The organism is Streptococcus sp. HMSC034B05, from assembly GCF_001809055.1.
Lineage (GTDB): Bacteria > Bacillota > Bacilli > Lactobacillales > Streptococcaceae > Streptococcus > Streptococcus constellatus.
In genome coordinates this window covers 59,101-85,266 of the sequence record NZ_KV795627.1, presented here as the reverse complement: position 1 = coordinate 85,266, position 26,166 = coordinate 59,101, and the positions used below count along the sequence as shown (strand labels likewise).

At 37.3% G+C, this 26,166-nt stretch carries 29 protein-coding genes and 1 pseudogene; 16 read left to right on the top strand and 14 right to left on the bottom strand.

The annotated features are described in order from the left end of the window. Window positions 1-3: 3 nt before the first annotated feature. The 9 genes from HMPREF2542_RS08745 to HMPREF2542_RS08705 all read left to right on the top strand — a co-directional run bounded on the left by HMPREF2542_RS08745 (window position 4) and on the right by HMPREF2542_RS08705 (window position 7,568). Window positions 4-1,419, top strand: a complete 1,416-nt coding sequence (locus HMPREF2542_RS08745; protein WP_000667638.1) for a helix-turn-helix domain-containing protein — start codon at window positions 4-6, stop codon at window positions 1,417-1,419. Between the two features lie 319 nt (window positions 1,420-1,738). Beyond that, window positions 1,739-2,188, top strand: coding sequence for an RNA polymerase sigma factor (locus HMPREF2542_RS08740; protein WP_058669971.1), 450 nt, complete (start codon window positions 1,739-1,741; stop codon window positions 2,186-2,188). A 201-nt stretch (window positions 2,189-2,389) separates the two neighbouring features. Next, window positions 2,390-2,710 (top strand): hypothetical protein, encoded by a 321-nt coding sequence (locus HMPREF2542_RS08735; protein ID WP_002931600.1) that lies wholly within the window; start codon window positions 2,390-2,392, stop codon window positions 2,708-2,710. After that, window positions 2,710-3,810, top strand: a complete 1,101-nt coding sequence (locus HMPREF2542_RS08730; RefSeq protein WP_002931602.1) for a type IV secretion system DNA-binding domain-containing protein — start codon at window positions 2,710-2,712, stop codon at window positions 3,808-3,810. Before HMPREF2542_RS08735 ends, HMPREF2542_RS08730 begins: the two co-directional genes overlap by 1 nt. Then, on the top strand, window positions 3,807-4,412 hold the full coding sequence (locus tag HMPREF2542_RS08725; protein ID WP_000182709.1) for a hypothetical protein: 606 nt from the start codon (window positions 3,807-3,809) through the stop codon (window positions 4,410-4,412). The genes HMPREF2542_RS08730 and HMPREF2542_RS08725 overlap by 4 nt, the downstream gene beginning before the upstream one ends. A gap of 205 nt (window positions 4,413-4,617) precedes the next feature. Further along, window positions 4,618-5,223 carry a replication protein gene (locus HMPREF2542_RS08720; RefSeq protein WP_001040935.1) on the top strand — a complete coding sequence of 202 codons (606 nt, stop codon included), beginning with the start codon at window positions 4,618-4,620 and terminating at the stop codon, window positions 5,221-5,223. Beyond that, window positions 5,216-5,464, top strand: coding sequence for a MerR family transcriptional regulator (locus tag HMPREF2542_RS08715; protein WP_001058391.1), 249 nt, complete (start codon window positions 5,216-5,218; stop codon window positions 5,462-5,464). Before HMPREF2542_RS08720 ends, HMPREF2542_RS08715 begins: the two co-directional genes overlap by 8 nt. An 89-nt stretch (window positions 5,465-5,553) precedes the next feature. Then, window positions 5,554-6,819 (top strand): tyrosine-type recombinase/integrase, encoded by a 1,266-nt coding sequence (locus HMPREF2542_RS08710; RefSeq protein ID WP_002931608.1) that lies wholly within the window; start codon window positions 5,554-5,556, stop codon window positions 6,817-6,819. Between the two features lie 281 nt (window positions 6,820-7,100). Continuing rightward, on the top strand, window positions 7,101-7,568 hold the full coding sequence (locus HMPREF2542_RS08705) for a DUF1643 domain-containing protein (protein WP_058669972.1): 468 nt from the start codon (window positions 7,101-7,103) through the stop codon (window positions 7,566-7,568). A gap of 396 nt (window positions 7,569-7,964) precedes the next feature. Here HMPREF2542_RS08705 and HMPREF2542_RS10215 read toward each other — a convergent pair. Next, window positions 7,965-8,099: pseudogene (locus HMPREF2542_RS10215) on the bottom strand (GNAT family N-acetyltransferase); the annotation flags it as partial. 159 nt (window positions 8,100-8,258) lie between these two features. Then, window positions 8,259-9,128, bottom strand: coding sequence for a cation diffusion facilitator family transporter (locus tag HMPREF2542_RS08700; protein ID WP_058669973.1), 870 nt, complete (start codon window positions 9,126-9,128; stop codon window positions 8,259-8,261). A gap of 170 nt (window positions 9,129-9,298) precedes the next feature. Here HMPREF2542_RS08700 and HMPREF2542_RS08695 point away from each other — a divergent pair, with 170 nt between their 5' ends. Further along, window positions 9,299-9,820, top strand: a complete 522-nt coding sequence (locus HMPREF2542_RS08695) for a TetR/AcrR family transcriptional regulator (protein WP_070484714.1) — start codon at window positions 9,299-9,301, stop codon at window positions 9,818-9,820. Between the two features lie 63 nt (window positions 9,821-9,883). After that, window positions 9,884-11,053: a CynX/NimT family MFS transporter gene (locus HMPREF2542_RS08690; RefSeq protein ID WP_048800947.1), complete on the top strand. Its 1,170-nt coding sequence runs from the start codon at window positions 9,884-9,886 to the stop codon at window positions 11,051-11,053. A 70-nt stretch (window positions 11,054-11,123) separates the two neighbouring features. Here the strand turns inward: HMPREF2542_RS08690 and HMPREF2542_RS08685 are convergent, their stop codons facing one another. Both HMPREF2542_RS08685 and HMPREF2542_RS08680 read right to left on the bottom strand, forming a co-directional pair. Then, a complete protein-coding gene (locus HMPREF2542_RS08685) occupies window positions 11,124-12,368 on the bottom strand; it encodes a S41 family peptidase (RefSeq protein WP_058669975.1) in 1,245 nt (414 codons plus the stop codon). Then, window positions 12,355-12,951, bottom strand: coding sequence for a DNA-3-methyladenine glycosylase (locus HMPREF2542_RS08680; protein ID WP_058669976.1), 597 nt, complete (start codon window positions 12,949-12,951; stop codon window positions 12,355-12,357). The genes HMPREF2542_RS08685 and HMPREF2542_RS08680 overlap by 14 nt, the downstream gene beginning before the upstream one ends. Window positions 12,952-13,210: 259 nt before the next feature. Here HMPREF2542_RS08680 and HMPREF2542_RS08675 point away from each other — a divergent pair, with 259 nt between their 5' ends. Both HMPREF2542_RS08675 and HMPREF2542_RS08670 read left to right on the top strand, forming a co-directional pair. After that, window positions 13,211-13,957: a DeoR/GlpR family DNA-binding transcription regulator gene (locus HMPREF2542_RS08675; RefSeq protein WP_058669977.1), complete on the top strand. Its 747-nt coding sequence runs from the start codon at window positions 13,211-13,213 to the stop codon at window positions 13,955-13,957. 19 nt (window positions 13,958-13,976) lie between these two features. Then, window positions 13,977-14,813: a Cof-type HAD-IIB family hydrolase gene (locus tag HMPREF2542_RS08670; RefSeq protein ID WP_037598325.1), complete on the top strand. Its 837-nt coding sequence runs from the start codon at window positions 13,977-13,979 to the stop codon at window positions 14,811-14,813. Window positions 14,814-14,941: 128 nt separating this feature from the next. On the opposite strand, the gene dltD is transcribed toward HMPREF2542_RS08670, so the two are convergent. The 5 genes from dltD to HMPREF2542_RS08645 are packed head-to-tail and all read right to left on the bottom strand — an operon-like array spanning window position 14,942 to window position 19,389. After that, the gene (gene dltD, locus HMPREF2542_RS08665; protein WP_058669978.1) at window positions 14,942-16,210 is read right to left on the bottom strand and encodes a D-alanyl-lipoteichoic acid biosynthesis protein DltD; all 1,269 of its coding nucleotides are present in this window, start codon (window positions 16,208-16,210) and stop codon (window positions 14,942-14,944) included. Continuing rightward, window positions 16,203-16,442 carry a D-alanine--poly(phosphoribitol) ligase subunit DltC gene (dltC, locus tag HMPREF2542_RS08660; protein ID WP_006269161.1) on the bottom strand — a complete coding sequence of 80 codons (240 nt, stop codon included), beginning with the start codon at window positions 16,440-16,442 and terminating at the stop codon, window positions 16,203-16,205. The genes dltD and dltC overlap by 8 nt, the downstream gene beginning before the upstream one ends. Before the next feature lie 14 nt (window positions 16,443-16,456). Then, window positions 16,457-17,701, bottom strand: coding sequence for a D-alanyl-lipoteichoic acid biosynthesis protein DltB (gene dltB / locus HMPREF2542_RS08655; RefSeq protein WP_058669979.1), 1,245 nt, complete (start codon window positions 17,699-17,701; stop codon window positions 16,457-16,459). After that, the gene (dltA, locus tag HMPREF2542_RS08650) at window positions 17,698-19,224 is read right to left on the bottom strand and encodes a D-alanine--poly(phosphoribitol) ligase subunit DltA (protein ID WP_282186156.1); all 1,527 of its coding nucleotides are present in this window, start codon (window positions 19,222-19,224) and stop codon (window positions 17,698-17,700) included. The genes dltB and dltA overlap by 4 nt, the downstream gene beginning before the upstream one ends. 33 nt (window positions 19,225-19,257) lie before the next feature. Next, complete coding sequence (locus HMPREF2542_RS08645) at window positions 19,258-19,389, bottom strand: teichoic acid D-Ala incorporation-associated protein DltX (RefSeq protein ID WP_003026731.1); 132 nt, start codon at window positions 19,387-19,389, stop codon at window positions 19,258-19,260. A 303-nt stretch (window positions 19,390-19,692) separates the two neighbouring features. Between HMPREF2542_RS08645 and HMPREF2542_RS08640 the strand changes: the two genes are divergently transcribed. From HMPREF2542_RS08640 to HMPREF2542_RS08630, 3 genes are read left to right on the top strand one after another with little or no spacing between them, the layout of a single operon-like run. Further along, a complete protein-coding gene (locus tag HMPREF2542_RS08640; RefSeq protein WP_058669980.1) occupies window positions 19,693-20,019 on the top strand; it encodes a PadR family transcriptional regulator in 327 nt (108 codons plus the stop codon). Beyond that, complete coding sequence (locus HMPREF2542_RS08635; RefSeq protein WP_058669981.1) at window positions 20,006-21,007, top strand: DUF4097 family beta strand repeat-containing protein; 1,002 nt, start codon at window positions 20,006-20,008, stop codon at window positions 21,005-21,007. Before HMPREF2542_RS08640 ends, HMPREF2542_RS08635 begins: the two co-directional genes overlap by 14 nt. A 9-nt stretch (window positions 21,008-21,016) precedes the next feature. Beyond that, the gene (locus HMPREF2542_RS08630; RefSeq protein WP_058669982.1) at window positions 21,017-21,637 is read left to right on the top strand and encodes an HAD family hydrolase; all 621 of its coding nucleotides are present in this window, start codon (window positions 21,017-21,019) and stop codon (window positions 21,635-21,637) included. Between the two features lie 227 nt (window positions 21,638-21,864). On the opposite strand, the gene HMPREF2542_RS08625 is transcribed toward HMPREF2542_RS08630, so the two are convergent. The 5 genes from HMPREF2542_RS08625 to HMPREF2542_RS08605 form a co-directional block, all read right to left on the bottom strand. Further along, window positions 21,865-23,319, bottom strand: coding sequence for a carbohydrate-binding domain-containing protein (locus HMPREF2542_RS08625; protein WP_058669983.1), 1,455 nt, complete (start codon window positions 23,317-23,319; stop codon window positions 21,865-21,867). Between the two features lie 13 nt (window positions 23,320-23,332). Continuing rightward, complete coding sequence (locus HMPREF2542_RS08620) at window positions 23,333-24,013, bottom strand: DUF4956 domain-containing protein (RefSeq protein ID WP_003071574.1); 681 nt, start codon at window positions 24,011-24,013, stop codon at window positions 23,333-23,335. Further along, window positions 23,994-24,728: a polyphosphate polymerase domain-containing protein gene (locus HMPREF2542_RS08615; protein WP_006270365.1), complete on the bottom strand. Its 735-nt coding sequence runs from the start codon at window positions 24,726-24,728 to the stop codon at window positions 23,994-23,996. The genes HMPREF2542_RS08620 and HMPREF2542_RS08615 overlap by 20 nt, the downstream gene beginning before the upstream one ends. A 157-nt stretch (window positions 24,729-24,885) precedes the next feature. Next, window positions 24,886-25,218, bottom strand: coding sequence for a hypothetical protein (locus HMPREF2542_RS08610; RefSeq protein WP_227743451.1), 333 nt, complete (start codon window positions 25,216-25,218; stop codon window positions 24,886-24,888). Between the two features lie 153 nt (window positions 25,219-25,371). Further along, on the bottom strand, window positions 25,372-26,130 hold the full coding sequence (locus HMPREF2542_RS08605; RefSeq protein WP_058670400.1) for a DUF6261 family protein: 759 nt from the start codon (window positions 26,128-26,130) through the stop codon (window positions 25,372-25,374). Window positions 26,131-26,166: the final 36 nt, after the last annotated feature.

The window sequence follows — 26,166 nt, the reverse complement described above, 5'->3', positions numbered from 1 at the left end:
TATATGAAATTTTTTGAAGAAAATTATTCACAAGAAATACCTACTCGTATCAAAAATTTAAGAAAAAAATACAATATTACACAAAGCGAACTAGGCAATGCAGGTCAAGTTAGTCAAGTTGAAAGTGGTAAGCGACCAATTACGAGTTCGATGTTAGTTTATTTAAATGCTCTAACCGCTTCGAGCTATACGTATATCGTTTTTGGAGAGTTAGATGAGTTTATTGAGAATCTGTTTCATTATTTTTTCAGTTCTATTTTATATAGAGATTTAGAGGCTGTAGATGAAAAACTATATTCTTTCATGAGTGATGATTTAATTTCAATCCAATCAAGTTGTCTAAGTATTGCCAAGACATTTGCAAATTTCAATATTCAAAGAAAAAGATTTATGATTTCTACTGAAACTGAAATGGATACTTTTCACAAGAAAGATGACATTGACGTATGGGTTGGTGGAAAAAGTTATAACCCCGCTAGAAGTTTTAGAACCCGTACCATCAATGAATTGACTGTCATTGATTTTGAAGAAATGTTTGATATTCTTTGGTTGATGTTAGGGGATAATTTAATTAAATCATTTGAAGTTAATGTCTGTGGTATCCTATTTGAATTAGGCGGAAATGACATACCCTCAACATTTAGGCAAGAAAACATTGATCCTCTCATCAATAAATGGTGGTATGATAATGTTTCGACAGAAATTATCCCTAATCTAATAAAAAAACTCAAAGAAAATCCCTTGTTTAATATCGGATTTATGGTAAATGATATATTAGAAAGAATGTATAAAGAGAATATTCCAAAATCTTACCTTACATCCGTCCCATTAGTTATTTCTCAAAAAGGAAGAACAACCTATTCGTTTAGTATGACTGGTGGTCAACAAATAGATGGAGTGAAATTCAAACAGATATATGAGGACTATATGAAATTACTCAGTCAAGGTAAGGATATCACAGAGTTATATCAAAAATATTCTAAAGAAGAGTTGGCAAATCTAGGCATTAATATTTATCAATCCAATGATATAGAAAGGACTGAGGAAAGAACTTTTGATGAAATTATCAGTTGGGTTTCCAACCCTTATGCAACAAGACCAATTCAAGAAAGGCACACTATTCAATTAGAGCCAACAAGATTTTCACTAGAGGATAAGAAAAGAATTGAAGAAGCTGCAGCTCAAGGACTAAGCGAAATCGACCTTATTGATTTAGTTGACCTATATGATATTAATTTAGACAATACAAGCGTCAATCGCCATATTGTGGGGTTATTGACTAATAACACCCAAGTAACATACTATTTCCAAGAACAATTAAATAAGGAGTTGCTGTCAATGGCTCACGCTTTAGATAACGTACAACAGGCCTTTATTAAATTATTAAGTGAAGAGGAGATACGAAAATTTGCTCTTTAAAGACTAGGTGAATCGCCTAGTCTTTTTTTGCGCCTCGTTTTACAAATTAGTCTATTGAAGTAAAAAAAGAAGTAAAAAATAAAAGAACATTACGCCTTATACTGAATATATCAAGAAAAACTCTTGATATAAATTTTAATAGTCCAAATTGATGGCCATCAAAGGACAGATTGAAACAAATATGATGACATGACGATAAAGGTCATGTCTTGCATAGAATTGTTTCGCTGTTTCTTTGTTGTGCCTTTTAGCATACTCAGCGTTCAATATTTGCTCATTTTGTTTCCTTCTGTCCAAGGACGGAAAGGAGCTCATCATTATGAGCAATAAAGTTAAAGAACGCAGAGATGCAAAAATCGCAAAAGCTGTTGAAGCTAAAAATTGGGACGAAGTAAGTCGTCTTCTCCAGCAAGAACAAAGCAATGCTGAACGTCGTGACCGATACCACCATAAAAGAAGCCTTGAAGAGAGCCTCTCTCGTAATGACGGTAAACGACGTGAACGCTATGAAGTAGTTGCAAGCTCTGATTTGAATCCCGAAGAGGCTTTAATCCTAGAAGAGTTAAGACAAGCTATTCGTGAAGCTAAAGCATCCTTATCAGCAATTGACAGTAAAATTGTTGAAATGGTGGCTGAACAAGGATGTAGCTATAAGGCGACGGCACGCTATATCAGTGAACACTATAAAAAAATGAGTGATGTAACCGTCAAATCTCATTATTCTAAAGCGCTTGAAAAATTAGCTTCTTTATTAGAAGACTATCGCTAATACCTTAAATCCAGTGCTAAGAGGCGCTGGATTTTTTGTTAAAAAAATTAAAAATTCAACAAATAACTTTGCGTTTAACTGTCTCATTCTCCTTAGTAATAAGGAGGTGGTATACAACTAAAACAACTATGTCCAGCTCACGACCAAAACCGAGCAAGTCGCATTCGTATTATTTCTCAATAATAAAGGAGGAACAGCCCCATGGCATTCAAAATGAAAACCACAAAAGGTGGTTATACAACTACATTGGCTGATAAAATTATCAGTCAAAAACAACCGATTTACTCACTCAGTACCGAACTTGAACCACAACAACGGTTTGAAGAAGGAAAACCAACTGGCGAAATCGTAGCCTATAAAGCATGGTTTGTACAGGAAGGGCAAGACCCTTTCCAAGTAAAATTTGAAGATTCGATTGAGCTTCCAGCTTTTCAATCCATGATTCAATTTGACACCCTACAAGCCTGCGAAGTCAAATATAACGTTTACTTCAAAGCAAATGGTATCAAGGAGGTTCGATAATGACTTCACAATCTCGTGATGTGCTGAACCAATCTTTCCTGCAATCTTACCTGCTCCAGAGCCTAAACATGGCTCTGGGGGCTTTAATGCAGGGGGAAACCAGCTATACTAATTCTTTTAACGTCATTATTCAAGAAGACGGCTTTGTCTTTGTCCCTCGCCTGCCGTGCGCCTATATCCTCGATGACGACTTGTACAAGAAAATATTTCTGATTGCCAATGCTTCACTTTACCCACAATATACGCTTCTAAAACAAAATGCTACCTACTTTGTCCCCCTAGAAACAGATGATTTACACATTCAACGTGGCTTATTCTTCCCTTGGAAAAAAGGAATTTCAGAACGGTTGGCAATTCCTGATTTGGATAAGTTTTCAGCCAGCTTAACACATGGGAAAATCCCTGTCATGAAGCACTTTGAACTCAATTTAGATAGGGTCAATCACTGGGCTATTGCTGGAAATTCAGGTTCTGGGAAATCGTACGCTCTCACTTACTTCTTGAGTGTACTGAAGCATATGTCTGACTTGATTATCATTGACCCTAAATTTGATACACCAAGTCGATGGGCAAGGGAAAATCACATTGCGGTTATCCACCCTGTTGAAAACCGTTCAAAATCAGATTTTGTCTCACAGGTTAATGAACAATTAAGCCAGTGTGCAACTCTCATTCAGAAACGACAAGCTATCTTATATGATAATCCCAATCATCAATTTGCCCATCTAACTATTGTTATTGACGAAGTCCTAGCTTTATCCGAGGGAGTCAATAAGAGTATCAAAGAAGCCTTTTTCTCCTTACTCTCACAGATTGCCTTGTTAGGACGTGCTACAAAAATCCATCTGTTTTTAGTAAGCCAGCGTTTTGACCACAATACCATTCCTATATCGGTGAGGGAACAGCTAAACGTATTGTTACAAATTGGAAATATCAATCAGAAAACTACTCAATTTTTATTTCCAGACCTAGACCCAGAGGGGATTGTCATTCCAACAGGACATGGGACAGGTATCATTCAAGTTATAGACAATGAACACCCTTATCAAGTTCTACCCTTACTCTGTCCAACCTACTACACTAAACGAGGTATTCTATGACCAATAAAACCTACTTTATGAGAAGTTTTAATCTCATACTATATTTATTTCTATTTGCACCTATCTGTTCTGCATTTGGATGGTTATTCAATTATCTTTCCGTTCAACTAACAAATATCACGTTTGTCAATTTAGATACGGTCAAAAGTATTACGGATATCATTAGTTCCGTTTGTCATGGATTTGCACTTATTTCTCTTCTACTTGCCTTATTTTTGGTTGGATTAGAAATAATACAACGGTTGAAAACAGATAGTCTTTGGAACTATATCCAATCTGTCTATCACACTTTTCTGTTGCGACACTTCCTGTTTCAGCGTGAACGAGTACAGAAGATAAGCAATCTTGAACATCAGACGGTTACTACTATCAACCCAATCCATAACGGATTTAACCGAGCTGTTCGTAAGTGTATCGTAGATATACGAAAAGATACCATCACTATTTTTCTAAAAGTCCCTAGAGACCAACAAGGGCAAAAAATTCTAAAAGAGATGGAAGCACAATTAAAAGAAGAAATCGTCAGCCAACACGCAGACTATTATTTCTCCTCTCCTATTCGAGTTCGTAACCAATTGTGGTTCACTGGACAAAAACGTTAATCCCTTGGGGCTGTGGCTTGCGTTAAGCAAAAGCCAGACAGCCCCTTTTTATATTCTTTTCTATCATGACCTATTGGGGTGACTACGACCCCCAATAGGTCAATAATCAATAATCACAAAAAATTCAATTTTTTCAAAAAAACTTTGCATACGACCTGTCATTTCTCCTTAGTAATAGAACCCAAAAGAAATGAGGTAACTGCCTATGGCAAAAGAACAGCGCTCAACCAAATGGACTTTTCTCTTCTACGAGGAAAGCGCACCAGAGAACTACTTGAATATATTAGAGGAACTCCATATTCCGTTTATTCTTAGTCCTTGGCACGATAAGGACGTTAATAGACAGACGGGAGAGTTCAAGAAATCGCACAAACACGGTGCTTTCTTCTTTGATTCACTGAAAAGCTATTCACAAGTATCAAATATCATCAGTGACAAACTAAACGGTCCAGCACATGTGGAGGTAGTTATGTCTCCCACTGGTTTATTTGACTACTTTACCCATGCGGAAAATCCAGATAAGACCCCCTACAACATTGAGGATATTGAAGTCGGTTGCGGCTTTAATTTAGAAAAATTCTTGATGGAGATGAACTCCTCGGATTTTATACATGAAGTAGTTGATATTATCGAAGAGAACGACTTTACCGAATTTGAAGAATTGGTCTGGTATGCCCGAGCAAACAATACCAATTTATTAGGGCTTATCATTGAACGTACATATTTCTTCGCCAAATACCTAGATTCACGAAGATACAATCCTAATCGACTCCATAATTCAAACACAGAGGAGAAAGAGAATAATGAATAACGAAAAATTAGAACAAATTGAACAATTATTGCAAACACTTATCAAACTCATTCAAATCAAAGAACAGAACATACCACTAAAGATAATACAACAGCGAGAATTGCTAAAACAGCTAAATATCTCCCCAAACACACTAAAAACTTGGGAACAAAAAGGATTAAAAAGATTAGAACCTCCTATAGAGGGAACTCGAACCGTCTTCTATCTACTAGATGATATTATCAACTTTTTACAATCCTAATTCTGAAAATTTGTGCTAAAATAGTTTTATCTAAAAGAAAGAGTGGTAACTATTTTAGCCTACTTCAATATCCATGAAGAAAGGCAAATATGGAAACTGAAACAATTATTCATAATGGCAAAAAAGTCATTAAAAAAATCAAAAAAGATAGGTCCATCTCATACACTTTGAAGGGGACATTTCTGGGAAAAGATATCAAAACTGGTAAGCAAGTCACTACTACCATTACAGCCAAGACACTAAAACAGTTAGATAGAGCAATCATTCAAGCACGACTAGAATTTGAAAAAAATGGCTCAACACGAGAAAAAGTTATCGTCATTGATACACTGGAAGATTTAGCTGAAGAATGGTTTAAATCATATAAAACCTGGGTTAACTCGCATAATACTCTGAACAGAGTAAGAGGTTATCTTGATAATTATATTATCCCTAAATTTGGAGATTACAAACCAGATAAAATTGAATCTGCGGATATCCAGCTTTGGTTAAACGATTTGGCAAAGAAATCAAAAGAGTCCATTGAATCTGGTATAAAGCGTGCTGATAAAGGTAGTGCTAAAGATTTTGGTGCTGTTATCCATAAGTTGAAAGATATTTTTGACTATGGAATTACAAACTATGGACTAATCACTAATCCTGTTAGCACTGTTAAGATACCACCTAAGCCAAAATCAAATAAGCAACGCATCATGGTATTACATGATGATGGTCTTGTAATATGGCTTAATTATCTTGAAAGTTTAGATAACAATAGAGCCAATCGTAGATTTAAGTTAATTTGTAATACTCTATTAGCCTCCGCTTTGCGAATAAATGAATTACTTGCATTGACGATTGATGACCTAGATTTTGAAAATTCTTCTATTAACGTCAGTAAAACATTGATGTGGAAAACCGCAAATAAAAAAGATGGGACAAAAGGGGAAGTTATCTGTAAAGCTACACCAAAAACTGATGCAGGAAATCGCTCTGTCCCTGTCCCTCCCCCCATAATAGAAAAACTCAGAGATTTCCACCACGAAATGAACAAGTATCTTGAATTGCACAACAGACATAGAACAAAACTGATTTTCCCTACAATCTATGGGAACTATATGTGTGACAGAAACGAGAGAACAACTCTTAAGAAAAGGTTAGTAGGTCTTGGATTACCAAACTATGGTTTCCATTTATTCCGACATACTCATGCTTCAATGCTACTTAATGCTGGAACAAATTGGAAAGAACTCCAAGTCAGAATGGGACATAAATCCATTTCAACTACAATGGATACTTACGCTGAATTAGCACCACAACGAAAGTTAGAAGCTGTGGGGATTTATCTTGAAAAGATTGCTGAGCTAACGCAATAACTACTCTACCATTCACTCTACCTTTTATTATGTAGCATTCTAGAAACATTGATGTACCAACGTTTCTAACAGCTAAAATAGAAATTATTTAACTCTTACAGAGGTGAAATAAGAGCTAAATACAAATCAATACCAAATAAAAACGCTGATTTCAAGCGTTTTTTCTTTTTGTCAATTGCGATATATTGCACTGTATTTCAATTTAATCTCTACCTTTTTTAACACCTAGTTTGACTATGTTTTTAATCAATAGTATATAATATAAAAAAGGAGAATCAATCGTGGAAAAGAAAGCTATTATATCTAAAGATAAGATTTATCGTTACAAACTATCTCGTACGTGGGACTCCACAAAACCTACAATTCTATTTATTGGATTAAACCCATCAATCGCTAATGAAAATGTTGATGATCCTACAATCACTAGATGCATAAATTTCGCAAAAGATTGGGGATATGGAACTTTACTTATGGCTAATTTATTTGCTTTTAGAAGTACTTATCCGAAAAATATATATTTAATTGATGATCCTATCGGAAAAGATAATGATCATTATCTTTTAGAATGTGTAACACAGTCTGATTTAATAGTTGCTTGTTGGGGAAACAATGGTACTTACATGAACAGGGAAAAAGTCATTACGGAACTAGTACCAAATCTATATTGTCTTCAGAAAAACAAAAATGGAACTCCACATCATCCCCTCAGGCCGCCTAGAAATATTCATCCAGTACCATTCAACTTCTAATATCGTTTTTCAAAAAATAGATATTTTCTCGAAAGAACTTGATTCTTCATTATAATAGACATTCATTTTTGTCTGTTTCAATAGACTTTTGCATTATTTCCCTAATGCTAAGTTGATAAACTAAGGAAGTGCTACTATTATGAAGAAACTACTCCCCCATTTCTATTTATGGTATCAGCTATCCTTCTTGTCGCTTTGTTCAACCAAGGGAAATCAATTATTATATGGTGAGTATTACTGGTATTGACCATGAATATTATAAAAAAGTAGAGAATCATACGACAATAAATAATAATGACTATACTTTTGGAGGGCGGTACAATAATGCTAGTGTGATTTTTATATTGTTTAAATAGTCTGCAGACTATTACTCTCAAAATACTATAAATTATTTATCTAATTCATATATAGAAGAGGATAGGGATTCCCTTGTTCATCACGTACTATTCCTTTATACACTTCAAATCCCATACCTTTGGAAAGAGGATTCCGTTCGTTAACAGCTACATCACGAATCAAATATCTGCTTATTCACATTTTAGCAATTTCCTATCTCTATGACAAGCTGAGCTACTTTTTCAACATCTAGGAAACAAATACCCCAACTGTCTTCTTTTGAAAATTTGTTGATAACAGATTTAACACTTTTCAACAACTCCTTAACAGCGGAATGCTCCATTTTTATTCTCCTCATTCCTCATTCTCTCCACCAATACAGCATTCTTCGTGCTCATCTAAACTTTTGTCTGTCTGAATGGTTACTTTTGTAATTCCATACATTTTGAGATGTTGGCGAATGAGCTGCTGAGTTTCTGCTTGTTGTTCGGGATGTTTCATGCAAATATGAATCATCGCAAATTTTTCTAGTCCATCGGTTGTCCAAACATTTAGCTGAGTGACTGTTTGGATATTCTCGATTGTTTGAATTTCTGCATAAAGGTCATTCAGATTTACATCGCTCGGTACGTGATCAAGAAAGATTTGAACATTTTCCCAAAACTTTGGTAGTGCTTTACTCAAGATAAAGGTTGAAATGATGAGTGAAAGCAATGGGTCAAGGAAATACCAGTTTGTAAAACGAAGAATAAAGGATACAAAGATCACAGCCAACCAGCCTAAAATATCTTCTAAGAAATGCAGACTCAGAATGGATTCGTTGTGCGTATGTCCATGACTAACCACCCTGCTGGCTGCAAAGTTGATTACAATTGCAAAAATTCCCAAGATAAGCATACCGTCGTAATTTACCCGTTCAGGCGCAAATAGCTTGGGAACATTTTCAACCAAAATGAGAATAGAGCCCACTATCAAAATGGTAGAGGTCAACATGGCTCCCAGTAAACTATACCGTTTATAGCCTAATGTATAGTTTCTATCACCTCGTCTATTGGAAATTCTTTCAAAAAATGCTGATAAGCCAATTGCTAAAGCATCACCCGTATCATGCACCGCATCTGCTAGCACAGCACTAGAATTAAAAAGAACACCAAAGGTAAATTCAATAATTGCAAAAGAAAAATTTAACAGAAATGCAATCCAGACATTTTTACTTGATTTCATGATCTTCTCCTTCTAATTGCACATTGAGATTTCATTTTATTTGTTGTATAATGTATTCAAAACAAAACACTTTGTTCACTTATATTATCTACTATTTTAATGGAGGAAACAAGAAACAAATCTAATGCTTCGTTTGATAGCGTACATTTAGGGAGATTTGTTCGGAAACGATGGATAGACGAGTTAAAAAATCACGCACAGCCATTTATCAGGCTTTCATCACTCTTTTAAATCAAAAAAGTTATGAGTCCCTCACAGTTCAAGAAATCATTGACCTTGCAGATGTCGGTCGGTCGACTTTCTATGCTCATTTTGAGACAAAAGAGGCACTACTTGAAGAAATGTGCCAAGATTTGTTCCAGCATACGTTTATTGAGCGCTACCAAGCAAGTGAGCTTTTTGATGCAACAGCTCATATTTTTTACCATTTCAGGAAAAATCAAGATAAAATAGCCACTTTATTATTATCTAAAAATATCTATTTTATTAATCGTTTAAAATTAGAGCTAGAACACTATCTCTTTCCTCTCATTCGCGAAAAGCTATTGACACAAAAATCTAATTTACCAGAACCATTTTTAAAAAACTATGTCACAACAACTTTTATCGAAACAGTTACTTGGTGGCTAGGACAACGAAATAAAATTGAAGAAGCCACTATTACATCCTACTATCTGGAGCTCATGCACTAATATAGAACTATAATTTCAGCTATTTCTATGGTATAATTTTCTAAGAACCCCTTAGGAGTATTTATGAAAAAACAACATTCTATCTTTTTATTACCAGGAATTATCATGGTGGGTGTCGCTTTGCGGACGCCTTTTACAACGCTTCCAACTGTTTTAACGAACATTGCTAGTGGGCTTCATGTTTCGGTGAGCTCACTTGGTCTTTTGACCAGTCTGCCCTTGATCATGTTCGCTCTCTGTTCTTCATTTTCAGCGCGTTTAGCGAGTAAAATTGGGCTAGAAAAACTGTTTGCTCTTGTCCTCGCTCTTCTTACAATCGGCTCTTTAATTCGGATTTTTAATCTACCACTCCTTTATATGGGAACCATTCTTATTGGAGCTTCCATTGCAGTGCTTAACGTATTACTTCCAAGCGTCATCCAAGCCAACCAACCGCATCGGATCGGGCTATTGACAACGATGTATATCACTTCTATGGGATTATCAACAGCTATCGCTTCCTCTATTGCTGTGCCCATAACAGAAGCCAGTTCATGGAAAGGGTTGGTACTTTGTCTGACAGCCATCTGTCTTTTAGCATTTTTAGTTTGGTTGCCAAATACTTCCTACAATCACTACTTAGTCAGCAAAGACAAATCAAGTCAAGGCAACACTATTTGGAAAAATAAAAAAGTCTGGGCTATTATTATTTTTGGTGGTCTGCAATCACTACTCTTTTACACTTGCCTAACATGGTTGCCGACGATGGCCATACAAGCTGGCATTTCAAATGCTTCTGCTGGATTTTTAGCTTCTGTTTTTAATCTGATTAGTCTGCCGTTTTCAATGACCATTCCCAGCTTGACAACTCGACTCTCTCCTCGTTATCGCCTCATCATGCTTGGTCTAATATCATCATCCGCTCTTATCGGCATTAGCATGTTACTGATACAGACAAATAATTTTATGTATTGGCTCATTATCAACATTCTAATTGGTACAGCCGTAAGTGCACTCTTCCCTTATCTTATGGTTACTTTTTCAATGAAAACAAGCAGCCCTGATCAGACTGCACAGCTATCTGGATTAGCACAAACAGGCGGGTATGTCCTTGCCGCTTTTGGTCCAGCTCTCTTTGGTTACAGTGCAGATTTTTTCCGCTCTTGGATACCAGCTATCGTCATTTTGCTTGTTCTTACAATCATCATGATTATTGCGCTCTTTTATGTAGAAAAATCTGATAAAATTTTATAAAAAAAACGAGAATGAAATTCGAAACTAGATTTCTATGAAATCACACGTTCGGCTTCATTCTCTTTTTTCTTTAACAAAGTTTGAGACATTCTTCTAAATCAATATCTCGCTCTAAATGCTCTGGTGTCCAAGGGATGAAAATATCTGGTATCACTCCTTTATCATTCATTCCTTGTCCTTTATCAACGGCAAGGCTCCGTGAAGTTGGAAATACAAATTCATAATCGCCAAAATCCACCGTGCAGCAATTAGAATAATCTAAAATTCCTAGAGTTGGTCTACCTATCACGGTAACTTTGTCAAATGCTTTCATCATCGAAACGAAATTATCCCCTGATGAACCACAGTAGACATCCGACAAAATAAACAATTTTTCTGGTTTTGCTTGTCCAGTCACATCTGGTAAAATCGCTTCATCTGATTGATCATAAAGTACATACCCCTTGTCTTTATTGACAGCCAATTCAGTTATAAACTGCTCCAGCATATTTCGAGTTTCAGGCGAAATATCTTCTTGCCTTAGCATTGCTTGAAAATCTTGTAAACGCAGTTCTACATTACGCTTAGTATATAAAATTTCCATACCATCATCAGAAAAAGTCACGTCCTTAAAACTTTTGCCATCAGAAAGTGCATATTGCAATAAAGGAAAATACAACGAATCCGATCCACCATGATTAACACGCACATCAACAATAACATTCTTTGCTGTGCTAATAGCTGAGCTACTTTCTTGGTATAAGTTTGCAATGGCTTCTTCATCAAAGAAATTTTCCATTTTCAAATATAGAGTTTCTTCTGATAATTGTTTATATTCAAAAGCAGGAGTGTGTGTAGTCAATTTTGTTTCCTGTACTGAAATTGTCTGCTCTTGCCCATTTCGCAGCAAGGTCACCGTATCAGATTTAGCCACAAAGTAGGCCCACTCCATATATTGGCGCTCTTCTGTCTCACTGACAAAATAATCACGATGCACTTGATAAAATGCTGGAATTGTTTGATTATCTATCAAAATTATCTGGTCTGCAACGCATAAGTCCGTATCAGGATTTGCATTCAGTATATATAGTCGATTCTCAAATTTTCTCAGCCGAAACCCTAGTGCCTGCCGATGTTTGGGATGAAAACTAACGTGACTAATGATTCCAAAACTTGCCAGATAACACCGCATTTGATAAAGAAAATCCTCATCCTTCATCTCGTTTGTGATTTGCCTGCGATACATGTCTGGATCTGCTCCTTTTAGATCCTTTTTGGTTGACGAATCCTGTTTCATCATCGCCACAACCTGTTCAAAAATTTCAATTTTCGTCATCAAGTGTTCTCCTCCATGTTTCTTCATCTGGTAATAACCCTATTTTTGCAATTTTTGACACATGACGATTGCCAGCTACATAAAAGCAAAGTAGCTCTTCTCGCCAATGATCTGTACAGGTGACGCCGATTCGTGGACGTGAACTAATTTGCAAAGGAAGTGCATCGGCTGCCAGTTGCAAACGTGATTCTTGTACATTCTGACCATCAAAAGCTTTACTAATCCCTACAAATTTAGTTAATTTCCCCGGACCATTAGCAAGTAATGTACCATCTGGTAATTCCAAGGCCCGAATCAAGACGGCTTCTGCTATATTTTCAGCCCTCGTCACTAAATTCAGCATCTGATGACCGTAAATCTGATAGACATACCAATGCCCTGCTGATAAATACATAGATTCATTTTTCGGACTGCGTTTACCATGCGCACTATGGCAAGCACTATCTTTTGCACCCAGATAAGCTTCTGTTTCAACAATTCTTCCTACGGGTTTTCCATCCAAACAAAGTTGCATGCCAAGCAAGGCTTTTGCTGTGGCAATTGTATCTACTCGCATCAGCTCTTGAAATTCTTTTGAAATCATGGTCTTATTATAACATGAATTTTACACAAAAAAGCAATCGTATTTGTCCAACTTTTGAAGGCAGTACAATTCGATTGCTTTTTTCTTTAGGAGATTAGTATGAGAAAAGGTTTTTAGGATTATCTATAGTATAAGAAAGTTAACTTAAATTTGCCTTAAGGCTTTACAGTTGAATCTCATTACAAAAAACTTATAAATCATTAAAAAAACTTGAAATCACTTATGCCTTATGCTAAAATGAAATCATAGGAGGAAGAGTATGTATCAAGAACAACGATTAAATAAAATATTAGAATTACTTGCAGAGAAAAGACAGCTTTCTGCAAAGGAAATGGTTGACTATTTTCACGTTTCTAAAGATACCATTCGCAGGGATTTTTCTATTTTAAATGAGCGTAAGCTCGTACAACGGACTCATGGCGGAATCCTTCCTTTAGAAAACAAACAACAAATCCTCTCCTTCAATGATCGTAGCAAAAAATTTACCAAGGAAAAAAGAAAAATTGCTCAAAAAGCGTACGAATTGATTAAGGAAGAACAACTGCTTTACTTTGACGTCTCAACAATTATCTTGCAATTAGCTCAATTGATGAATCAAAAAAACACTATTTATTCGCATTCCTTAGACAATGCTATCATGCTTAGTGGCCAGAAACAGATTGATTTTCATCTACTTGGAGGCAAATTCTATCCCAAAAACCGCTTCTATTATTCCTTAAATGAAGCTGAATTATTAGAACATCTTCAATTCGATATTGCTTTCTTTGGAGCAGCAAGTTTGAAAAATGGACAAGTTAGCTATGAGGATGCTGAAGATGCCTATATTAAAAAACTAGTCATGCAACATAGCCAAACGAAAGTATTGCTAGCCGAGCAGGAGAAATGGCAAAAAAATTCCAATTATATTTTAAGCGATATCAGTTCATTCGACTATTGGATTACAGACCAAAAGCCAACTACAGAAATCAAGACACTCCTACCTGACACTTTAAAAATCATCTACTAAATTTACGGAGGATACAATTATGAATAACCAAAGTATTCGTTTGATTGTCAGTGATATTGATGGAACCATCTTAAATGACCAACATCAGGTTGACAAAAATCTGAAAGAGCAAATTCCGCTTTTAAAGAAGAAAAACATTCCCTTTGTCTTGGCATCTGCTCGCTCTCCACTTGGTATGAAGCCAATCGCGCACGAACTAGGGCTTGGTGACAATCCCTTAGCTTGCTACAATGGTGCTCTCGTTATTAAAGGTAATCCGCAACATTATGAAACTATCATTGAACACCCTTTGGATAAAAAAGAAATTCGGACTTTCATTGAATTAATCAAGCAAGAATTTCCAACAGTTTCTATCAATCTCTACTCTGGAAAGAACTGGCTAGCCGACCGTTTTGATAAGTGGATCCAGATTGAAGCTGACATCACTGGAGAAGTCCCCACAATTCAAAATCTACTCATTCTTGTCTTAGATGTACTTGTCCCAATCCACAAACTTCTCTTGATTGATGAACCTGCAATAATTCAGCGTCTCTACAATTATCTCCAAACTCTTGATTTTCCCAATACAGCTTTCTATCTTTCAAAAGACAATTACTTAGAGGTCACTGCTAAGAATGTCTCCAAAGAAAATGCCCTCCAAGAAATCGCTCAACACTATCAAATTCCGCTTCCTCAAGTCATGGCAATCGGAGATAATTTTAATGACCTTCCGATGATAAAGTTAGCTGGTTTTGGAGTCGCCATGGGAAACGCCCCTGAACCTGTGAAAGTTCAAGCCACCGCTATTACTCAAACCAATAATCAGCACGGTGTTGCCAAGGCCATTGAAGATTATATCTTGATTGGATGTAAATAAAATTGTCAAAGTGCTGGAACATAAACGTTCTGACATAATAAAACTACTGAGAAATCCTCTCTTTTTACAAGTCGTATCATCCCTTTCTCCCATTCTAAAAAGCTGAGATTTCTCTCAGCTTTTTATGATTATTTAAAATCCTTGGCATCGCCGTCATAATTTGCCCATTCTTTGCTAAAGAATCGATTATTTATTTGATAGTTAGGAGCTGGTTTTGGATTTGAAATAAAAGGATTCACAGCTTTATCAAACGCTAGCCAACCAAGCCATCCCATATGAATCGTATCCTGCATAAAATAAGGTTTTCCACCATCATTTGAAAAGTCTGCAATATTGGTAAAACCTTGGCTTTCTAATTGATAACGAATTTTTTTAACAGCCTGTTGGTATTTTTCCTGACTCAATCCTGTGTAAGCCGTCCATTTCGCATTAACGGGCGGAATCACAAAAATTGGATTGGTTTTTGACTTTGCGAACTGATTCAAGACAAGCTGCAAATCATTATACTCAGGAGATTTGGTATAAGAAAACCTTTTTTGCGTTCCTTTAAGTTTCTTTATGCGCTTTCGCAAGCGATGTTTATAAAACTTATTGTCAATTCCTAAGTCATTGTTTGTTGTATTCCTCTGAGCATCTCTTGTCGCAAATTTCTCTAGATCTGAGTAAGAAAATTTATCTGGCAATCGATTGACCTGAGGTTGTACTAATTTTTCATAATTCTCATTATGTTCGGAAAAAAGGGAGCTAAAAAGAGCGTCTTCGCGGTTATTCAAGCGGCTTATAAGGCGAATGTACTGTTTATCGAAATTTGACAGTTTCTGATTATCAGCGACTTTTTTTACATTATCTTTCATAGCTACTGTCGGATACAGTTGCAAGAGACGCTTCGCTGCATATTGAGCAGCAATGTCTCCTTCTTGTTGGTGCAAGAAACTAGTTAATTGATCACTATTAAAATATTGTTGAAAAGCTGCAGGGCTGTAACCTTTTTTTGTAAACCATTGAGGAGAAATCACATAAACAGCTGTTTTATTTTCTATTTGGGGGAGCATTTGTTGCATCCCAAAATATTGTGTGAGAGATGCCGCTCCACGTTGTCCCAAAAAATATGGACGATAATTCCGCTTGTATTTTTCAGACAAAACAGCAGGGTGCATGCTATCAAATCGCAACCATTCACTTGACCCAAAGTAAGGAACAAAACGATGCTTTTTATCTGTTAAAGCACGTACTTTTTGTGCTCTTCCTTTGAAACTTCCTGCTGTCAGGGTAACGGCTGAGCGCTTTTCAGATTGATAATCATGTCGCTGCTTGGTTGGATAGAAAAATAGTAAGGTTACAACCATCAAAAAGGCACAGATAACCGGACCTAAAATAAGCCATAAACGTTTAAGCATTACGAAGCTCCGTTACACCTTCAATAATTTTATTAGCTGTATTCCAATCGTCGCGACCAAATTCTGATACTGGAACATGAATATCAAAGCGATTTTCTAACTCAACAATCAATTCAACTGTTCCCATACTATCCAGAACGCCTGCATCAAACAAATCTTCATCCATCATGTCTGATACATCTTCCATAAACAATTCATCAATAATTTCCAATACTTCTGCTTTTATATCCATTAGAGAACTCCTTTTTATTTTTTAAACCATAAATCATTCAAAAATCCTGAAAAGATTAAGAATGAAAACATTACAACATTAAAGGTGATAAACATTCCCGCTACTTGCGTCCATTTGTTATCTGACAAGGGAGGTAAATTCTTCTTTTTCCGCTCTTTATTGATGATCTTCTTCTTTCGCACCCAAGCATCATTGATAACGAGTCCTAGACCGTGAAAGAGTCCATAAGCAATATAATACCAAGTGACTCCGTGCCAAAAGCCCATGACTAGCATATTGATGATATAAGCTACACTTGAAGTGGTATTCCGATTTTTAAAAACTTTGTTTCGGATAAGTACTGTAACCAGACGCATAAAGACAAAGTCACGGAACCAAAATGATAAACTCATATGCCAACGATTCCAAAATTCTTTCAAATCATGCGAAACAAAAGGCTTATTAAAGTTAATCGGACTTTTAATTCCCATTAGATTGGAAATAGCAAGGGCAAACATTGAATAGCCTGCAAAGTCAAAGAACAAATCCAGTCCAAAGATATACATTACTCCTAGCGTTGGTAGATTAAACCAACCACCCATTTGTAATGCGTACTGCTTCAAAGGCGGTAATATCATAGAGCCGAAGATATGTGCTAAAATAAACTTATACAGGAAACCTAGCATGATATAATGCACTGATTTCTCAAGCATATCCAACAATTCATCACGCTCAGGGATCTTTTCATAGTCTTGATTAAAACGTTTGAAGCGATCAATCGGTCCACTTGAAAAAGTTGGCATAAAGAGCATGAAACGTAAAAATTCCCATAAACTAAAGTCTTTGAGCACACCATCTCGAAGCTCAATCATCATTCCTACTGAACGGAAAGTTAAGTAGGAAATTCCTAAAAAGCCCAATAGTGATTGATGACCATAAATAGCTGGCGTTACCTTTACAAAGAAAAGCGGCAGAACAGAGAGTGCAACATGTAAATAGAATATCCACTTACTATCTCTTGTTTTTCGATAAATTTTATAAGTCCAAACCCAAAGCATTTGCCAAAGAACATAAAACAGTAGAGCATAGATTTGCGTTAATTTAGGTCCAATTAACATAAAAATGATGAAAGCTAAACTAACTAAGGCCTCATAAATGGGAAATCTCTTTTTGAAGAACAAACCAACAAAGATAGGCAAAACAGCTAAAATGATATACACAAAATATTGTGGATCCCCGTACGGTTCCAAATGAGGAATCTGTCTTATGAAATCCATCATCGATTGTTAACCTCACTAATCAAACCTTTAATATCAATCTTCCCATTCGGTGTTAGTGGTAAAGATTCACGATAAAGGAATTTTGAAGGCATCATATAAGACATCATAATATCTTGTAAGTCGTCCTTGATAGCTTTTGTGATGTCGATCTCACGCTCAAATTGTTCTTTCACTCCGTCTTTCAAGATAACATAGGCTAAAAGATTTTGTACTTTATGATCTTTGTTATATCGCGGTACAGCCACAGCCGAGTCGACATATTTGGATTTGTTCAGATTTTGTGAGACATCTTCCAGCTCAATGCGGAAACCATTAAACTTAATTTGGAAGTCCATGCGACCACCGTAAAGAAGTAAACCTTCGTCAGTCATGGTGCCAACATCTCCTGTATGATAGGCTGGTAGCCCTTCAAATTCAAAGAATGCTTCAGCTGTTTTTTCTGGATTGTTCATATAGCCTTTTGACACAGCGGGTCCAGAAACGATAATTTCGCCTTGCTCACCGTTTGGTAACTTGTTTCCATCTTCGTCAATAACAAAGGTTGGTGAATCTAGTTTGGTATAACCAATCGGCAAGCGTTTCATGTTTGCTAGCATATCATCTGTTATGGCAACGGCAGATAAAGCCACCGTTGCTTCTGTCGGACCGTAAGCATTGATAATACGCGCATTTGGGAAACGGTCACGCAATTTTTGTGCTGTTTTAACCGTCAATTCTTCCCCGTCAAAGTAGAAATGCGTAATGCTTGGCATTTTTTCAGCGTTGAAATCTTCCGATAACATCGCCATATCTGCAAAAGACGGTGTTGATGTCCAAATGGCAATCGGCAAATTCAAGATAGTTTCAAATAACTGCTTGAAATCTTGCGTAATGGCAGACGGAACCGCAAAAAGTGTGCCTCCAAGTGCTAAGGTTGGCGCCCAATACATAACCGATAAATCAAAAGAATACGGTGGCTGTGCCAGCATTTGTGGCTGCTCTGGAGTCGCAAATTCCTTATCTGTAATCATCCAGTTAGTGAAACTGAGCAAATTATCGTGCGAGATTTGCACACCCTTTGGCTTTCCAGTCGTTCCTGAAGTGAAGATGATATAGTAATTATCATCCCCTTTAACAGAATGTGTAAGCTGGTAAGGCTTTTTTTCTGCAAAAGCTGCTTGAACTGTTGCTAAATCAAGAATTGGTATCGATTTATCTTTCAGTGGAAATTCATTGATCGCAATGATGAGACTAGGTTGTGCCACTTCCACAATTGCTGTCACACGTTCAAGGGCGGAATGACTATCAATCGGGATATAGGCATGACCTGACTTCGTTAAGGCTACAAAAGTCGCCAACATGTCGTATTCTTGCCCACCAAAAACTACTACTGGTGATTTCTCAGGAAGCGCAAGGCTATCAATCTTTGCAGCAAGGGAATCTGAGTCCACTTTCAAATCATGATAAGTATGAACTTCTCCGAGGACATTGTAAACTGGAAAATCTGGTTGAGACTGAGCAAAATACTCAATCGTTTCAATCATATCATTAATTACTGAATTGGTCACAATCTGCTCCTAAAATTCATTGTAGATAAAACCACCTTGACCTTGGCCAAGATAATTAAAGAAATAAAGCAAGGCTAAAAATATCACAAAATAAAGTAGCGTCTGCCCAAAAAATTTAAAAATTATTTTATGTTTTTTCATTATATTCATCACTTTTGTCTTACTTCTAAGATAGACTTAGTATATTTTACCATTTTCTAGCGCAATTTTTCAATACAAAACATTCTTTAATTAATGAATTAAGCTAGAATTAAGGTTTATTTACAACAAACCTAGAGAAATCACAGATGTGCTGTCTCAAAAAACTAGAAAAGAAAATGGTTTTAGACTTACATTTTAAAAATATATAAAAATTTTATATATTTTCTTGACTTTGAAAGTGAAAAGCACTATACTATGTATAGAAAAATTATATATAAAAATATTATACATAGGAGGTGACTCATGTATTTTCCAACATCTTCTACCTTGATTGAATTTCTCATTCTAGCGATTTTGGAAAGTGAAGATTCCTATGGCTATGAGATTAGCCAAACGATTAAATTGATTGCCAATATCAAGGAATCAACCTTATATCCTATTTTAAAAAAGTTAGAAAAGAATCGTTACTTAACAACTTATTCTCAAGAATATCAAGGTCGAAAACGAAAGTATTACTCTCTTACTCCAAATGGACGAGAGCAATTAAGTACCCTTAAGGAGAAGTGGAAAGTGTATACAGCGACAGTCAACGGTATTATAGAAGGGAGCGTTCGTCATGACAAGAACTGATTATTTAGCCGCATTAGAGAAATACTTAAAAACATTACCTGAGGCAGACTATAAAGAAGCGATGGATTATTTTACGGAATACTTTGAAGACGCTGGATCTGAAAATGAAGCACTAGTCATTAAAGAGTTAGGAGATCCTAGAGACGCAGCAGAAGAGATTATTCGCTCGCTTTCAGTACATTCGACAGAAGAGATAAATTCTGATAATCCAGCAAAACAACCATCTCCGAATATTCATCCTTCACAATATGTTAGCGACACTTATATCTTTGAAGATTACTCAACCGTCTCTGAATTGCATATTGATGTGAGTACTAAAGATATTCAAATTGAGCCTTCACCTGATGCTTTCTTTCATATCAAATACTACAACGGAAAGAGCAGCAACCAGTTAAGCTCGATTGTTCGTGACAAGAAATGGTACATTACAGAAAAAGGAGCAGCAAACTCTAGTGGTTTGAACTGGATTATTCATGTCATGAAAAATGGTCTGGATCGTCATCCAGTTTGCATTCAAATCCCGAATAGCAAGATTCTTCAATCATTCTCACTTCAAGCAACTTCTGGTGATGTAGCTGTATCTCATCTTCAAACACAAAAAGGAACGATTGAGCTTTCAAGTGGCGATCTGACTATGCGGCATTGCCATTTGCAACAAACCAATGTTACCCTTATCAGTGGCGATATTCATCTAGCGCATGTCAAATTGACGGATTGTAAGCTGTCTCTTGTGTCAGGGGATTTCGATACGCATTCTTTAGAAATTACTGGTAAGACTTTCATTCAAACAACTAGCGGAGATATTTCACTTCATCTGCTGCACCATGATTTCAGATATGATCTCGAAACGGTGCACGGAGACATTTCTATTTCTGACCAGCTCCAGCCGAGCCACCAAATCATTGGCAACACAATCCACCACCAAGCAATGGCTTCTACAGATTCTCTTACTATCCAAGCTGTCAGCGGAGATATCAATCTTTATTAGAGGTTTCGCATGAAACAGATTCATTGGTTATTCTTTGATATTGGCTCAACTTTGGTAAACGAAGAAAAATCCTACCAAGATCGGATTGAGCAGGCTATTGCGGATACTCACATTTCTTATGCAGCATTTTATCAAACCATGATTCACTATTTTAAAGAAAACAAAAAGGGCGATGCGGAGGTTCTGAACGATTATGGTCTGAAGCGTCCGTCTTGGAGGTCTGATTTAGAGGTGCTGTATCCTGACTGCAAACATGTGCTGAAAACTCTTTACTCACACTACAAGATTGGTATCCTTGCTAATCAATTACCGAATCTACTGGCAAGATTGAGAAACTTTGGTATTGATTCTTACATAGATCTCATTATTTCTTCTGCCGATGTTGGTCTGGCAAAACCTAATCTAGCCATTTTTAAGCTGGCTCTCCAACAAGCAAACTGCTTGGCTGAACATGCTGTGATGATTGGCGATCGTTTAGACAATGATATTCTTCCAGCTAAACAACTTGGTATGCGAACTATTTGGATCCGGCAGGGTTTTAGTCGCTTGACTCACATAACTAATCCAGCAGAAACTCTAGATTGGACTGTTGATAATTTGGCAGAAATAGGAGATATTTTGAAGAATTAGTAACATAAAAAGCTAGAGCAAGAAACTCTAGTTTTTTACTGTCATTAATTTTATTACAGCATATATTTTCCTTCAAAAATAGACTTGTTTTTTGCTATTGTGCTATATTGAAGCCCAAGGAAGAGGAATTGTTTAAGCAGTTCCTTAGTGTTATTCTTAAATTGTATGATTGGTTTTATTGTGAAGGTCAAACGAAAGAGGTTGGGGCTTACCGACCTCTTTTCATGCTATTTCCGACCTCCGCCCATCCCATTTGCATTTTGAGTAGTTAGGCTAGCTGTTGCAGTCGTGGATTGTCCATTGACTGTAATGGTGTAGCTTTTACCGTCTTTAATAGCAGCTGAGCTCGCCAGAACAGATTGGAAATTTTTAGCAGCGGTGTAGCTGAGGATTTCTTTTCCTGACGAATCAGAAATCGTCACCTTAGCACCAGCATTCCCAGGTACATTCGTAAGGATAGAGGCCTGTTTAGAGTTTGAGCCAAAGCCCATTGCCATGCCATTGCTACCGACCATTACAACGGTGCCACCAGTAATGGTGCCATTGCCATCATAGTCAAGAGCACCATTGCCACCATTTGTGGGACCGTCCACATAGACTTCCCCACCTGAAATGGTCAAATCCCCATTAGAATCCAAACCGTCACCTTGTGCATTAATCTTTATCTTACCACCAGTAATTGTCAGGCTGACACCAGCAGTAGCTTGTCCCGGAGTCTTTTTACTACTGCTACCGTCTGCGGCATTGATTCCATCGTCATTCGCTGTCAAGTCTAAATCCCCACCGTTAATGGTTACGGTTTTGCCTTCCAGCGCTTCTTCGCTCTTTTCTACCTTAATCGTACCACCATCAACAAGAGCAATGTTAGAAGCATGAATACCATCATCCCCAGCGTGAATGGTTATCTTGCCAGAATGGATATAGAAATTCCCCAGAGACGTATTTTTATCATTGTCTGCATGAATTGCATCATAAGTAGCAGTCAAATTCATTGTTGCGGCTTTGATATTGATTGCGTCATTAGCTGAAAGGGCGTTTTTATAACCTTTAATCGTATAAGTTCCGCCTGAAATACGCAAATCATCATTAGACTCAATAGCATTCCCATAATTGCCTTCTACCGTCAAACTGCCAGAACCATTGAAAGTGAGATCATCTTTACTGTAAATTGCAGCATCATACTTTGTATTCTTGTGATGGGCAGAATCCGAAATCGTATTCTTACTACCTTTTGCAAGGGTGATAAAAGTCTTATCTGCATTTTCTACGACAATTGCAGCATCTGTTCCAGTCATCGTGACCCCGTTCAGCACGAGCTGAACCTTATCTTTTTTCTTAACTTTCACAATGATTTGAACGTTTTCACTTGAACCAGACAAGATATATGTCCCAGCTTTAGTAATTGTCACCGTAGATCCCGACACTTCTGCACCAGAACCAGAAGCCTTAGCAGATGAACCGCTCAGACTAATCTTAGTTGCTTTTGATTCATCATAAGAAGCATCTTGGTCACGCTTGGTAAAATAATTGGACAGTTTAACGGTCGTTACCTTACTGGTGCTAGAGGAATTGGTACTGGTTGAACTACCGTTTTTCGCACCGCATGCTCCCAAAGCAACTGTCAATAGGACAAGCAGAATCAAACGTTTGAACTGTTTTCGTTTTGAGGTTGATTTTCTCATGGCTGTCCTCCTTTTATAGTTCATTTTCTTTTGTGACATAGCGGCTAATGGCAATCTCTAAATTCCCATTTCGCGTCCGCAGAGCGTCCACTAATTCTTTCTCTGTCATCGTACCATTTAATTGGACAATATACTTAATCTTGAACAAACTTCCCATATCAGACGTTTTGACATTTGCCAGTTCAACATAGTTGGTCGCCTTTTGAAAGATGTCATCAAAGACCATCTCATAATCCAAACTTTCTGGAATGACAACAGTCACTTGACGCATAGAATGCTTCATCTGCCCAAAATTCACCGTTTCCAGCAACAACATAACCACCGACATAATGATTGTAAAGACGCTAGCAAAAATAAGATAGCCCATGCCGACAGCAATCCCAATCGTCATAGCAAGGAAAATTGCGAGCAATTCCTTAGCACCACCCGGTGCTGAACGAAAGCGAATCAAGCTGAAAGCTCCCATTACCGCAACCCCTGCTCCCAGACTACCATTTACTAAAAAAATGACAATAGCAATCAAAGTCGGTAGCATAACCAAAGTCATCATAAAGGACTTGCTGTAAATGGTTTTGTACTGATAAACCTTGGCTAATATCAGTCCCAGCACAAGGGCAACACCAATCGCACCAAACATACTGGCTGGATTGATTGTTGTTCCTGTAAAAACGTTATTAAATAACTGATCGAACATGTCTGATTACTCCTTTATAGTCTGTTGTTTTCTTATAGGCGACTCCATATTTTGAGAAAGATTTTGGAAAAACGTGGTAGCAGTCCAAAATTTCTGCCAGCCAGAGTGGATACGCCCCAGGTACCTTAATTTCCATGATAACATGGTTGTCAGGTAGCAGGTTCTTGCCATCTTTTCCTGCTAACAAACTTAATTTTTTCGTTCGATAAGCGACATCATAATCAATGGTAATCCGCACATTTGAATCTTCCAAACCTTTTAAAGAGTAGCGGTTGTAGTAAATATACATCATGGGCTGCACACCTCCATACCGCTTGCAGAGCCATTCGATTTCTTTCTTAATCTGCGAATCCTCAAGCTGGCATTCCCCCGCGAGGTATCGCTCTGCTGTCAACAACTCAGTCGCAATCCGACGTTTATACACAACCTTACGCACTTTTTTCTTGATTTCCAAAAAAACTTGGCTATCAGCCTGAGGGCTAGCGTCATAAGTCCGCACGCGCAATTTTTCCTTGAAATAAGGCTTCTCCAAAGACTCCCGAATCATCTGATAGGTCGGCGTGTCATAGTAGAGATTGCCAATCGTAGAATAGGCATGCTCGTCTTCTGCCATATACGCTTCAAACTCCTTTAGCAAATCTGCCAACGTTTCCTTTGAGATGACGTACTTGGTTTCTATCCGTTGAAATTTATCTTTAAATGTTTTTTTAGCCATGAGATTGCTCTCCTTTGTCGTTCTTTATCTACGTAGTTTACGGGCAAATCCTTAAAAGAAAGCTAAAGAAAACTTAAAGAAAACAAAACACCCCCATTTCCTGGAGGTGTTTAATAGATGTCTGTAGAATGAAATAGAAAATAGAAGTTGTCACATCTTATTCTTCACTCTTCTCTGCTTTTTCTCTTTTGATAAGAAAAGTACAAATAACGAGAATATCTGCTATCAGCAAAATCCAGTACCACACGGTATCACCGCTTATTGGACCAGAAGAGAAAGTACGTAAAAAATAAAACATCATATACAAGGAAATATCATTATAAAATTCCCAGTTAAAGTGATAGCTGCCTACTGGATAGGACCGCTTATGCGAACACTCTGGCACAAAGATCTGCAAAAGCAAAAATGTTCCCAACACAGCAAAATAAATCACATTGAACACGTCTAATTTCGGATAAGGTTCAACAACCAAGGAAACGAATATCATCATGCTCAACAGATAAAACCGCCACCGAAACCAAAATTCGTTATTAAAATGAAATCTTATCATCCCATCACACTTTCTAATCCTCTGCTCTTCCTCTTCTTCGTCTTTATCCTACCGCTCTGACAGAAAAACTTCAAGTAAGATGAAGAAGAAATGTTAGTTGATTTCTGCTACTTTTCCTGCTTCTGCTTTAGGCTCTTTGCCCTTGCGACGGGCAAGGACATCCGCATAGTGCTTGCGGCTGTTGTTGAGCACGGAAAGGAAGGTCGCATAAAAGCTATCGTCTTTGACTTGGTGCAAAATCACTACATAGTCCGCCAACTGTTGGTAAGGCGTCGCCACTTCTTTGCGCAATCGCTTGACATCATAGCTCACTTTTTGCAATTTCTCTTGGGAGCGAGAAGCAAAAAGTTGTTCAAAAGTCGAGTGGCTTTCGGTCAGATTTTCAACGAATTTCCCAAGCGCTAAAGTCCCCACTTGCTCCTTATATGGGGCCGTTTTTAGCTTGTCCAGCAAGCTGACAACGAGGGCTGTTTCTTCCTCGTAATGCTTCTGATGAGCGTCTTTGTATTGGTCAAACAAGCGTTTCAAGCTGGCATAAGCTGACTTTTCCTCTTCCCGCTTGGCTGCCCGATAAGGTTTCAGCGCATCGCGAAGAGCTTGCAAATCAGCGTCGCGCAATTCGTCAGCCGCACTAATCGAAGCTGATTTTTCACTCGCCCGAATCTGACCGAGAGAGGCTTGATAAGCAGGCAAAGCTGCCTTTATCTTCTTGACGAGAGCGGTAATGACATCCTCATTTTTAAAGTCGAGCGCTTCTTTCTCCACATCGTCTAAAAAACGAGTGATAAACTGCGTGAATTCCGCATGACGAAGATTACTAATCTTAAGTCCAATGAGCTTTTCTTGCTTCATAAATTCCTTCTTTCCTTTTTTACTTGTCACTTAAAG